13 protein-coding genes (1 of these 13 running past the window's edge) are annotated in these 10,615 nt (G+C 68.6%); 8 read left to right on the forward strand and 5 right to left on the reverse strand.

All coding sequences use genetic code 11. The features are described from left to right. From cysE to ACZ5PO_RS11550, 6 genes are all read left to right on the forward strand, one after another. Nucleotides 1-825, forward strand: a complete 825-nt coding sequence (gene cysE, locus ACZ5PO_RS11525; protein WP_464193454.1) for a serine O-acetyltransferase — start codon at nucleotides 1-3, stop codon at nucleotides 823-825. 22 nt (nucleotides 826-847) lie between these two features. Continuing rightward, nucleotides 848-1,189, forward strand: a complete 342-nt coding sequence (gene nifW / locus ACZ5PO_RS11530; RefSeq protein ID WP_464196808.1) for a nitrogenase stabilizing/protective protein NifW — start codon at nucleotides 848-850, stop codon at nucleotides 1,187-1,189. A 136-nt stretch (nucleotides 1,190-1,325) separates the two neighbouring features. Further along, nucleotides 1,326-2,174 carry an electron transfer flavoprotein subunit beta/FixA family protein gene (locus tag ACZ5PO_RS11535; RefSeq protein WP_464193456.1) on the forward strand — a complete coding sequence of 283 codons (849 nt, stop codon included), beginning with the start codon at nucleotides 1,326-1,328 and terminating at the stop codon, nucleotides 2,172-2,174. Between the two features lie 21 nt (nucleotides 2,175-2,195). After that, nucleotides 2,196-3,305 (forward strand): electron transfer flavoprotein subunit alpha/FixB family protein, encoded by a 1,110-nt coding sequence (locus ACZ5PO_RS11540; RefSeq protein WP_464193458.1) that lies wholly within the window; start codon nucleotides 2,196-2,198, stop codon nucleotides 3,303-3,305. An 11-nt stretch (nucleotides 3,306-3,316) separates the two neighbouring features. Further along, nucleotides 3,317-4,624, forward strand: a complete 1,308-nt coding sequence (locus ACZ5PO_RS11545; RefSeq protein ID WP_464193461.1) for an FAD-dependent oxidoreductase — start codon at nucleotides 3,317-3,319, stop codon at nucleotides 4,622-4,624. A gap of 43 nt (nucleotides 4,625-4,667) precedes the next feature. Next, entirely contained in the window at nucleotides 4,668-4,964 is a 297-nt protein-coding gene (locus ACZ5PO_RS11550) for a ferredoxin family protein (RefSeq protein WP_464193463.1), read from the forward strand. 9 nt (nucleotides 4,965-4,973) lie between these two features. On the opposite strand, the gene modD is transcribed toward ACZ5PO_RS11550, so the two are convergent. Together modD and ACZ5PO_RS11560 are read right to left on the reverse strand one after the other, a co-directional pair. Next, a complete protein-coding gene (gene modD, locus ACZ5PO_RS11555; protein WP_464193465.1) occupies nucleotides 4,974-5,816 on the reverse strand; it encodes a ModD protein in 843 nt (280 codons plus the stop codon). Between the two features lie 39 nt (nucleotides 5,817-5,855). Next, the gene (locus tag ACZ5PO_RS11560; protein WP_464193467.1) at nucleotides 5,856-6,713 is read right to left on the reverse strand and encodes a hypothetical protein; all 858 of its coding nucleotides are present in this window, start codon (nucleotides 6,711-6,713) and stop codon (nucleotides 5,856-5,858) included. A gap of 491 nt (nucleotides 6,714-7,204) precedes the next feature. On the opposite strand from ACZ5PO_RS11560, the gene nifA reads away from it, so the two are divergent. After that, a complete protein-coding gene (gene nifA / locus ACZ5PO_RS11565; protein WP_464193469.1) occupies nucleotides 7,205-9,148 on the forward strand; it encodes a nif-specific transcriptional activator NifA in 1,944 nt (647 codons plus the stop codon). Nucleotides 9,149-9,207: 59 nt separating this feature from the next. Here nifA and ACZ5PO_RS11570 read toward each other — a convergent pair whose 3' ends face one another. Both ACZ5PO_RS11570 and ACZ5PO_RS11575 read right to left on the reverse strand, forming a co-directional pair. Continuing rightward, complete coding sequence (locus tag ACZ5PO_RS11570; RefSeq protein WP_464193471.1) at nucleotides 9,208-9,456, reverse strand: BrnA antitoxin family protein; 249 nt, start codon at nucleotides 9,454-9,456, stop codon at nucleotides 9,208-9,210. 69 nt (nucleotides 9,457-9,525) lie between these two features. Next, the gene (locus tag ACZ5PO_RS11575; protein WP_464193473.1) at nucleotides 9,526-9,747 is read right to left on the reverse strand and encodes an aa3-type cytochrome c oxidase subunit IV; all 222 of its coding nucleotides are present in this window, start codon (nucleotides 9,745-9,747) and stop codon (nucleotides 9,526-9,528) included. Between ACZ5PO_RS11575 and ACZ5PO_RS11580 the strand changes: the two genes are divergently transcribed. Then, nucleotides 9,746-9,937: a hypothetical protein gene (locus tag ACZ5PO_RS11580; protein ID WP_464193475.1), complete on the forward strand. Its 192-nt coding sequence runs from the start codon at nucleotides 9,746-9,748 to the stop codon at nucleotides 9,935-9,937. The two genes, ACZ5PO_RS11575 and ACZ5PO_RS11580, sit on opposite strands and share 2 nt — an antisense overlap. Nucleotides 9,938-10,500: 563 nt before the next feature. Here the strand turns inward: ACZ5PO_RS11580 and ACZ5PO_RS11585 are convergent. Continuing rightward, on the reverse strand, nucleotides 10,501-10,615 hold the 3' portion of the coding sequence (locus tag ACZ5PO_RS11585) for a patatin-like phospholipase family protein (protein WP_464193477.1). The gene runs 881 nt beyond the window's last position; only the last 115 of its 996 coding nucleotides appear in the window; its start codon lies beyond the right edge, outside the window — the gene reads right to left on this strand; its stop codon occupies nucleotides 10,501-10,503.

Genomic DNA, 10,615 nt, shown 5'->3' on the forward strand with positions numbered 1-10,615 from the left:
ATGCTCGACATCTCACGCCCCACGGCGCCCAAGCCCACAGCGCCCAAGCCCACAGCGCCCAAGCCCGTTGCAGCGACGCAAGCGTCGCCGGGCCCGGGCCTGCTCAAGCTGATCAGGGAGGACGTGAGCTGCGTGCGCTCGCGCGATCCTGCGGCGCGCGGCGAGGTCGAGACGCTGCTCGTCTACCCCGGCGTCCATGCGGTGATCTGGCATCGACTCGCCGGCGGGCTGTGGCGCGCCGGCTGGCGCTTCCCGGCCCGGCTGCTGTCGTGGCTGGCGCGCTTCCTGACCAACGTCGACATCCATCCCGGCGCGACGATCGGCCGGCGCTTCTTCATCGATCACGGTGCCGGCGTGGTCATCGGCGAGACGGCCGAGATCGGCGACGACGTGACCATCTACCACGGCGTCACGCTGGGCGGCACGTCCTGGTCGCCCGGCAAGCGCCATCCGACCCTGGAAGACGGCGTCATCGTCGGCGCCGGCGCCAAGATTCTCGGGCCGATCACCGTCGGCCGGGGCACGCGCGTCGGCGCCAACTCGGTGGTGATCGTGAGCACGCCCGCGGGCGTCACCGTCGTCGGCATCCCGGCCAAGGTCGTGCAGCCGGAGCTGCGGCGCCGCCGGATCGTGGGGCGTATCGACCTCGACCATCACCTGATGCCCGACCCGGTGGGCGAGGCGCTGGGCGTCGTGCTCGATCGCGTCGAGTTCCTGGAGGCGCGCCTCGCCCACGTGCAGCGGCGGCTGCGCGTCGGGGCCGGCCCGGCGGGCCGGGAGGAGGCCGACCATCTGGCCGCTGCCGCCGACGTGACCTGTTGTTGAGGGAGATGCGGAGATGGATGACGTGGCGGTGTCGGGACGAGCGGAGGCCAGCGTGCTGGACAGGCTCAAGGCGGCCTCCTCGGCCGAGGATTTCTTCACCCTGCTCGGCGTCGACTATGACGCGAAGGTCATCAACGTGGCGCGCCTGCATATCCTGCGGCGCATGGGCCAGTATCTCGTCCAGGAGGACTTCGACGGGCAGCCCGACGATGACGTCTCAGCCCGCTGCAAGACGGTGCTGGAGCGGGCCTACGCCGATTTCGTCGCGTCGACGCCGATCGAGGAACGCGTCTTCAAGGTGCTGAAGGATGCGGTGGCGCCGCCCAGGCCGGCGAACTTCGTGCCCTTCGAGATGCTCAAGTAACCGGAGCGCTCCGCGATTGGACGGAACCAGCCGACCCAAAGAGAAGCGCTCGGAATTCAAGACGTAACGAGTATTTATCTGCTGTTGGATGCTCTCATCCAATGGCGAAATGCTCCAGCCGGTGCGGAGTCATCGCATGAACATCGTCGTCTGCATCAAGCAGGTGCCGGACTCGGCCCAGATCCGCGTCCATCCGGTCACCAACACCATCATGCGGCAGGGGGTGCCGACGATCATCAACCCCTACGACCTGTTCGCGCTGGAAGAGGCGCTCAGGCTGCGCGACGCCTTGGGGGGCGAGGTCACGGTCCTCACCATGGGGCCGCCCTCGGCCGAGGACAGCCTGCGCAAGGCGCTGAGCTTCGGCGCCGATCGCGCCGTGCTGCTGACGGACCGGTTCTTCGCCGGCGCCGACACGCTGGCGACGACCTACGCGCTGGCGACGGCGATCCGCAAGATCGGCGCCACCTTCGGCGCGCCCGATATCGTCTTCACCGGCAAGCAGACCATCGACGGCGACACCGCCCAGGTCGGCCCGGGCATCGCCAAGCGCCTCGGCCTGCTCCAGCTCACCTACGTCGCCCGGATCGAGGCGGTCGACCCCCAGGCGCGCAGCATCGACGTGGAGCGGCGCGCGGAGGGCGGGGTGCAGGTGCTGCGCAGCAAGCTGCCGTGCCTGATCACCATGCTCGAGGCGACCAACGAGATCCGCCGCGGTTCGCTGACGGATGCGCTGACGGCCGCGCGCCGCGAGATCGTCCGCTGGAGCGCGCAGGACGCGGGCGTCGAGGACATCACCAGGTGCGGGCTCAAGGGCTCCCCGACCATCGTCAAGAAGGTCTTTGCGCCGCCGCCGCGGGCCCAGAAGGCGGCGCTGGTCGAAGCGGCCGCCGGCCAGCTGCCGGCGGATGCACTCATCGACGAGATCTTCAAGCGCCAGCCCAAGCTCGAGGCCGAGCTGACCGCGCTGGCGCGCGGTTTCTGATCCAGCGAAGGGACGAGGCAGATGACCGAGCCGCCGAAAGCCTCCACGCCCGCCGCCGGCGGGCGTGCCGCGACCAAGAAGGAGCTGCCCGAGCACTTCAAGGCCTACAAGCACGTCTGGGTCTTCATCGAGCAGGAGCGCGACCAGGCCCACCCGGTATCGTGGGAGCTGATGGGCGCCGGCCGCAAGCTGGCCGACAAGCTCGGGGTCGAGCTGGCGGCGGTGGTGCTCGGCCCGCCTGGCGAGGCGACCAGGCAGGTCGTGGCGGAATCGTTCTGCTACGGCGCCGATCTCGCCTATCTCGTCGCCGACGATGTGCTCACCGATTATCGCAACGAAAGCTACACGAAGGCGATGACGGACCTCGTCAACACCTTCAAGCCGGAGATCCTGCTGCTCGGAGCGACGACGCTGGGCCGGGACCTTGCCGGCGCGGTGGCGACCACTCTGCTCACCGGCCTGACCGCCGACTGCACCGCGCTCGACGTCGACGCCGACGGCTCGCTCGCCGCCACCCGCCCCACCTTCGGCGGCTCGCTGCTGTGCACCATCTACACGCTGAATTACCGGCCCCAGATGGCGACCGTGCGGCCCCGCGTCATGGCGATGCCCGACCGGGTCGAGAAGCCGGTCGGGCGCGTCATCGCGCATCCGCTCGGCATGGTCGAGGACGACATCGTCACCAAGGTGCTGAGCTTCGTGGCGGACCGCGACTCGGCCAAGTCGAACCTCGCCTATGCGGACGTGGTGGTTGCCGGCGGCATGGGGCTCGGCTCACCGGAGAACTTTCAGCTCGTGCGCCAGCTCGCCGGCGTGCTCGGCGCGGAGTTCGGCTGCTCGCGGCCGCTGGTCCAGAAGGGCTGGGTCACGTCGGACCGCCAGATCGGCCAGACGGGCAAGACCATCCGGCCGAAGCTCTACATCGCCGCCGGCATCTCCGGCGCGATCCAGCATCGGGTCGGCGTGGAGGGCGCCGATCTCATCGTCGCGATCAACACCGACAGGAACGCGCAGATCTTCGACTTCGCCCACGTCGGCATCGTCACCGACGCGATCCGGTTGCTGCCGGCGCTGACCGAAGCCTTCCGCAAGCGCCTGTCGCCGCACTCGCGCGACCGCATGGCCAGCTAGGAGACAACGCCATGATCGAGGAACGATTTGATGCGATCGTCGTCGGCGCGGGCATGGCCGGCAACGCGGCGGCGCTGACCCTGGCCAAGCGCGGCCTGAAGGTGCTCCAGCTCGAGCGCGGCGAGTACGCGGGCTCCAAGAACGTGCAGGGGGCCATCCTCTATGCCGACATGCTGGAGAAGCTCATCCCCGATTTTCGCGACGACGCGCCGCTCGAGCGCCACCTGGTCGAGCAGCGCTTCTGGATGATGGACGACCGCTCCCACGTGGGGCTGCACTACAAGTCCGACGACTTCAACGAGGAGCGGCCCAACCGCTACACCATCATCCGGGCCCAGTTCGACCGGTGGTTCTCCAAGAAGGTGCAGGAAGCCGGTGCCATCGTCCTGTGCGAGACGACCGTGACCGGGCTCGTGCAGGACGCGAGAGGCAAGGTGATCGGGGTCCGCACCGACCGGCGCGACGGCGAGGTGCACGCCGACGTGGTCGTGCTGGCGGAAGGGGTGAGCGGCCTGCTCGGCACCCGCGCCGGCCTGCGCGAGATCCCCAAGGCCGGCAACGTCGCCCTCGCCGTCAAGGAGATGCACTTCCTGCCGCGCGAGACCGTCGAGGCGCGCTTCAACCTCTCGGGCGACCAGGGCACGGTGATCGAGGCGGTCGGCACCATATCGAGCGGCATGACCGGCATGGGCTTCATCTATGCCAACACGGAATCGATCTCGCTGGGCATCGGCTGCCTGGTCTCCGAGTTCCAGCGGACCGGCGAGACCCCCTACGGCGTCCTCGAGCGGTTCAAGCAGCATCCGTCGGTGGCGCCGCTGATCGCGGGATCGGAGGTCAAGGAGTACGCCGCCCATCTCATCCCGGAGGGCGGCTACAAGGCCATCCCGCAGCTCTACGGCGATGGCTGGGTCGTCGTCGGCGATGCCGGACAGCTCAACAACGCCGTCCATCGCGAAGGCTCCAACCTGGCGATGACGTCCGGTCGGCTGGCGGCCGAGGCCATCTTCCAGGTGAAGTCGCGGCGCGATCCGATGACGGCTGCCAACCTGGCTTTGTACAAGAAGCTGATCGACGAGTCCTTCATCATGAAGGATCTCAAGAAATACAAGGATATGCCGGCGCTGCTGCATACCCAGTCACAGAACTTCTTTCTGACCTACCCGCAACTGGTGTCGAAGGCGATGCAGAGCTTCGTGCGCGTCGACGGCACGCCGAAGCGGGAGAAGGAGAAGCTCACGCTCAAATCGTTCGTCGCCGCGCGCTCGTGGCCGGGCCTGTTCGGCGATGCGCTGCGCCTGGGCCGCGCGTGGCGGTGAGCCGAAGGACAGATGTGCCAGCCCATCCGAAGGAGATCGTCATATGAGCACCGAGCTCTCCGTGCGTGTCGAGGACAAGCTGTTTCACAACCGCTACCTGGTCGATGCGGGCCGCGCCCATATCAAGGTGCGGCCGCACGAGGTGCCGTCGCCGGCCCTGCTCTCCCTGCTCAAGGCGTGCCCGGCGCGTTGCTACGAGCTGAACGACAAGGGGCAGGTGGAGATCAGCGCCGACGGCTGTGTCGAATGCGGCACGTGTCGGATCATCGGCGAGCCGACCGGCGACATCGAATGGAACTACCCGCGCGGTGGCTACGGCGTGCTGTTCAAGTTCGGTTGAGGCTGGGGGTCAGTCGGCGCTGATCGTCACCTTGACGTCGGCCGGGCGGGCCCAGTACGGCGCCGACGTCACCAGGATCCGGGCGCCGGCCCGCACATAGGCGGCTGCGTTCTGCGCATTGACGCCTCCGGCCGCCGCGACGCGCGTCGCAAGCCCCCGCTGCCTGACGAGCGCCGCAACGGCCGATACAGTCTCCGGGGGCATCTTCTCGCACTGGAGGATGTCCGGCTCGGCAGCGAGAAGCGCCGCCGCTTCATCGAGTGTCGCGACCTCGACCACCACCTTCTTCTCCGGCGCGGCGTCACGGAGCGCGGCGATGGCGGCCACGGGGTCCGCCATGAACGCGCGGTGCTCCGGAAAGACGAGCAGCGTCTCGGACAGGCCCAGGCGATGAGGCTGTGCGCCGCCGGCGCGGATCGCCTCGACCATGAGGCGGCGCACGCCCGGAAAGGTCTTGCGTGTGGCGGCGATGACGGCCGTCGGATCGACAGACCTCGCGGCGGCGACGATGGCGGCCGTCGCAGTGGCGATGCCCGACAGATACTCGACGAGCGTCTGCGAGACCTTCCAGGCCGCCAGGATCGCGTCCGCCGTGCCCCAGGCCGCGAGCAGCATCTGGCCGGCGTCCACCCGGGAGCCCGATAGCGCCAGAACCTCGCCGTCGCCGCCGGCGCGGCGGATCAAAGCCAGGGCGGCCTCGGTCCCGCACACCGTGCCGGCCTCCCGCAGGGAGAAGCTCATGCGGGCCGACGCCTTGCCGATGCCGAGCATCTCTGTCGTGAGATCGCCGTGAGGCACGTCCTCGGCCAGCAGCGCCTCGATCAATCCGTCAGACCACCATTGCGACGTCATCAGCGTGCAGCACCATCAGCTCTCACGGTCCGGCGCTGCTCAGTGCGCCGTCTCTCTCGCGCTGGAGAGCCGCAACTCGCGCAAGGTCTTGAGCGCATCGATCGTCGCCAGCCCGATCGCCCGCGGCCGCTCGGCGATGCCGAGCCAGCTCACCCCTTGGCCGAGCGCCGGGTCGACCTCCGCCAGCTTGACCTCGGCATTGACGTCGATCCCCGAGCGCACCAGGCCGCGCAGGCGCCCGCTCAGCGGCGCATGGACGACCATGCGGCCGCACGTGCCGATCGGCTGGCCCTTGACGACGCCCTCGCCGATGAACGCGGACGTCAGCCACAGCCCTGCCGCGGGCGCGCGGGCAAACCGCTCGCGGCCGGCGCCCCCGAGCAGCGCTGAGCGGCCGTGGGCGGCCAGCGTGCTGCCGTCGCGCACGACGCCGATCACCCCGGGCGCCGTCTCGATGGCGACATCGACATGCCGGCCGGCCGTGAAGCCCGGTCCGAGCCCGACGGTCGCCCTGGCGAACGGCCGGATGTCCACCTTCGGCGAACGCATGTTCATGCGGGCATCGATCAGCACGTCGATGAAGCCGAGGCAGAGCAGATCGCCCAGTTCCATCGTCGTAACCGAGATGCTGGTACGCTCGACGAACGTGCGGAGCAGCTCGACCAGCGAATCCGCGGGATAGGCCACAACGCCCTCCACCTCCGCAACTCCCGTCTCCAGCGCGTCGTCGAATGCCATCGAGCGGCGCAGCACCGGCTGCGCCGGGTCGCGCGAGCAGACGACGCCGTAGCCGTCCAGATACAGGCGGTGAGCCACGGCGGACGCGATGTCGTTGGTGCCGAGCACGATCGCGATCGGGACGTGCTGCGAAGGTGTGAAGCCGTTTTCGTTCCGCATGGCCGTGTCCACGTCGCTTCGATGCCGGCGGGATAGCGACATCCGTGCCAGTTGTGGCCGGCGCTCGTCCGCGTGGGCGGCGCGCCGACAACCACAAGGCCACCACGGCCTTCGACCGACCTGTCGGTGCCCGGCGCTCCGGGACTGGGCGCGCACAGCGCCGGTGAATGGCGGATATCCGACACTATGTCGGCGGCCGCCTGTCGTGAATCCGACAATCGCGGTCATGGGGCGACGCGGCGCAGCTTGGAATCGCTCGCAACTTTGCTCGGACGCCGAGGCTGGCACGCGGCTTGCCTTGAATTCCGCGGATGGCGGCTTGCCCCATCGCGTAAGGAGAACCGGCCTCGTTTGGCCGCTCTCGTCTTGTGGAGTTGAATCTGGGGCACTTCGCGATCAGGTGAGCCCACCCGACCGGACATGCTCCAGGACAATGGGACAGAGCGGCGGCGCCCGCGCGATTGGCGCCTCCGCCGCTCCGGGAGCACTCCATGACCGATTTCTATTATCAGGTTCGCGTGCCGCGTCCCACAGCCAACGCCGAACCGGAGCGGCGCCAGCCGTCGGCCACCACACCCTCCGCCCCGCCGGCGCCCGGCGCGCGCCGCGGGGTACCGGGGGCGCCGCAGGCTGACGCTGCGCCGCTGCGGCCACGGCCGGCAAGCCCGGCGGCGGTCTCCGCGGCGGCTCCGCGAAGCGTGCCGGCGCCATCTGCCCCCGGCGAGCCTGCGCCTCCGCCGGGAGCCGCGGCCACGCGCCCGCGCTCCCGCGGAACCTCGGCGGAGATCGCGCTCATCGGCATCTACGAGATCTCCAAGATCCTGACGGCGCCGCGGCGCCTGGAGATTACGCTCGCCAACGTGGTCAATGTGCTCTCGTCCATGCTCCAGATGCGGCACGGCATGATCGTCATCCTGGATCAGGAGGGCGAGCCGGACATGGTGGCGACGACCGGGTGGACGCCGCAGGTGGCCACGCAGATCCGCGCCCGCGTGCCGCAGAAGGCCATCGATCGGATCGTTGCGACGGCGACGCCCCTGGTGGTGCAGGACGTGAGCGCGGACCCGCTGTTCGGCGGCCAGGTCGACCTGTTCGAGCCCGCAGACGAGGCCAAGGTCTCATTCATCGGCGTCCCGATCAAAGCGGATACCCGCGTGATCGGCACGCTCTCCATCGACCGCATCTGGGACGGCAGCGCCTATTTCCGCTTCGACGAGGATGTCCGCTTCCTGACCATGGTGGCCAACCTCGTCGGCCAGGCGGTGAGGCTCTACGAGATGGTGGCGCGCGACCGCGATCGGCTCATCGCGGAGACGCACCGTCTCGAGAAGGCGCTCCACGAGGACGCGGCGTCATGCGAGAGCCCGGCGCCCTACGTCGGCATCGTCGGCGACAGCCCGCAGGTCAAGCACCTGATCGCCATGGCGCAGACCGTCGCACGCTCCAACTCGACCGTGCTCCTGCGCGGCGAGAGCGGCACCGGCAAGGAGCTGTTTGCGCGCGCCATTCACGAGCTGTCGCCCCGCAACGGCAAGCCCTTCGTGAAGGTGAATTGCGCGGCGCTGCCCGAGACGGTGCTCGAGTCGGAGCTCTTCGGCCACGAGAAGGGCGCGTTCACCGGGGCGCTCAGCCAGCGGCAGGGACGCTTCGAGCTGGCCGACAAGGGAACGCTGTTCCTGGACGAGATCGGCGAGATCTCCCCGGCCTTCCAGGCCAAGCTGCTGCGCGTGCTGCAGGAGGGCGAGTTCGAGCGGGTCGGCGGCAACCGCACGCTGAAGGTGGACGTCCGCCTGGTCTGCGCGACCAACAGGAACCTGGAAGAGGCCGTAGCTAAAGGCGAGTTCCGCGCCGACCTCTACTACCGCATCAGCGTCGTGCCGTTGATCCTGCCGCCGTTGCGCGAGCGGCCGGGCGACATTCCGAAGCTCGCCAAGTCGTTCCTCGGCAGGTTCAATCGCGAGAACAAGCGCGCGCTGGCGTTCTCGGGATCCGCGATCAATGTCCTGACCCATTGTTATTTCCCGGGCAATGTTCGCGAGCTCGAAAACTGCGTTCGCCGGACGGCCACCCTGGCGCGGGGCGACGTGATCGTGCAGCAGGATTTCGCCTGCGAAAGCGGACAATGTCTGTCCGCCATCCTGTGGAAGGGGAGCGTGCCGAAGCCCGCTTCCGTGGCGATCGGAGGCGTCCCTGCGGTGTCGGCGCCGCTGCGGCCGGAGACGCCGCCGTCGACCGTCGAGCCCATGGCTTTGCGCCCGGCGGCCCCCGAGCTTCGGGGCGAGACGTCGCCGCACCTGACCGAGAAGGAACAGCTCATGCAGGCCATGGAGCGGGCGGGCTGGGTGCAAGCCAAGGCCGCTCGGCTGCTCAAGCTCACCCCTCGCCAAGTGGGCTATGCCCTGCGCAAGCACGGCATCGATATCAAACGCTTCTGACGCGAGGTCGTCTCCGCAGATTCCGTCATGTCTTTCCTCGGCAGCCGTCTCTCCTGCCTCTATGAAGCCAGGCGGTAGCCCATGCGCATCCACCTGTGGGGAGGCGGTAGCGCTTCTCCGCTGCCATCACTCCGCTGCCGCTGGAGCCATTCGCGGATCGCCGTTTTGACGCGGGTCTGCCAGCCAGCTCGGCTGGCGCGCAGGCCATCAAGGACGTCGGCGTCGCGCCGCAGGGTCACCTGCCGCTTCGGGTCCCCGCCACTGGTCGGCCGCGCTTCACCGGCGCCGCGGCGACCTTGGCCTGCCACTCGGGCGCGGACAGATGCGGCGCATCATCCGGATCAACGAAATCGGGGCAGTTTCGACGCGTCGGCGGGTCAGAGCAGAAATACCGCCAAGAGCACCAAGATGACGGCGATGTGGATGATGGCCCACATGACGACGGTGACGAAGTGCTTGAACGTCCTTTCGTGCTCCGGGTAGTCCCTCTCGCCGGAGTTTTCGACGGCAACCTGGTTGGCCATGGTGGTGCCCTCCATCGGATGGCGTAACAACGCGCCGCCCTTACCGACGTTCCCGGCGTTCACGGAGGCCCCCATGCGCGACCTATCCGACCACCTCCGCACCCCTCCGGCGGCCGAGCATGTGGACGCGGCGAGGCCGGCAGCATCAGAAGGTGTCGCCTATGCGCCTGGGCACGAGCCCGTCATGGCCAACGTCGCCGTAGCCGGCGGCATCGGTGACGCCGAAGCTCTCTTCGTGCTCGGCGAGCTCGGGGGGCAGGGATAGCCGTTCGTCGCGCATGTTCCATTTTCGTCGAAGGCAAGCGCGTGGGTGGACAAGCCGCGGCGCATCACCGATAGAGCCGCCTTGGCGGTAGCGACGGAAGCCCGGCGAGCCTCGAGCGCGCCATTGGGCGGCCCGCCGGCCGCAGCTCCTCATCGTCGCGCTCGGCGGCTGGCTCTTCCACCACCCGGACGGGCTCTGCCTGGACCGGCTCGGCGACAAGCGTCGGGGCGGCCGGAACAGGCGCGGGTTCAGGGGCCACGACAACTTCCGGCATAGGCTCTGCCGTGGGAGCAGCCAACGCCAATTCGGGGGCTTGGGCTGCCTTCTTCCGTCTGGCGCTGGGTTGACGGGCCATCATCGTCCTCATCGATAGAGCCGCCAGGGCGGCGGACGGGAAAGGGGTCTTGCGGACGCCCGCGCCGTCTATGGGAGCGGCTCCTGGGACTCAATTCGTTCTCATAATGTTCCTGCTTTTCGGCTGAGCGCAAGCGACCAGCCGGATTTGCGGCCCATGATTTGCGGCCCATGTGCACGCTCTACAGCTAAGAAAGCCGTCATCGCGCCTATGCCCAAAAGGCCTTTATCTTGGGAGCTTCGATCTTCGCCCGCTCATATCCGGCCCGCAGCGCAGGCTCGATTTGCTTGGGGTCGAGAAGATTCAGGCCGGGCGGCGTGCCG

The organism is Chelatococcus sp. KU-N122, from assembly GCF_055391085.1.

Excerpts from the sequence above, each read along its gene's own strand:
- ACZ5PO_RS11545 (WP_464193461.1), top strand. The coding sequence starts at position 3,317 with ATGATCGAGGAACGATTTGATGCGATCGTCGTCGGCGCGGGCATGGCC.
- nifA (WP_464193469.1), top strand. The coding sequence starts at position 7,205 with ATGACCGATTTCTATTATCAGGTTCGCGTGCCGCGTCCCACAGCCAAC.
- ACZ5PO_RS11560 (WP_464193467.1), bottom strand. The coding sequence starts at position 6,713 with ATGCGGAACGAAAACGGCTTCACACCTTCGCAGCACGTCCCGATCGCG.
- ACZ5PO_RS11535 (WP_464193456.1), top strand. The coding sequence starts at position 1,326 with ATGAACATCGTCGTCTGCATCAAGCAGGTGCCGGACTCGGCCCAGATC.
- cysE (WP_464193454.1), top strand. The coding sequence starts at position 1 with ATGCTCGACATCTCACGCCCCACGGCGCCCAAGCCCACAGCGCCCAAG.
- ACZ5PO_RS11540 (WP_464193458.1), top strand. The coding sequence starts at position 2,196 with ATGACCGAGCCGCCGAAAGCCTCCACGCCCGCCGCCGGCGGGCGTGCC.
- ACZ5PO_RS11575 (WP_464193473.1), bottom strand. The coding sequence starts at position 9,747 with ATGGGGGCCTCCGTGAACGCCGGGAACGTCGGTAAGGGCGGCGCGTTG.
- ACZ5PO_RS11550 (WP_464193463.1), top strand. The coding sequence starts at position 4,668 with ATGAGCACCGAGCTCTCCGTGCGTGTCGAGGACAAGCTGTTTCACAAC.
- ACZ5PO_RS11580 (WP_464193475.1), top strand. The coding sequence starts at position 9,746 with ATGCGCGACCTATCCGACCACCTCCGCACCCCTCCGGCGGCCGAGCAT.
- modD (WP_464193465.1), bottom strand. The coding sequence starts at position 5,816 with ATGACGTCGCAATGGTGGTCTGACGGATTGATCGAGGCGCTGCTGGCC.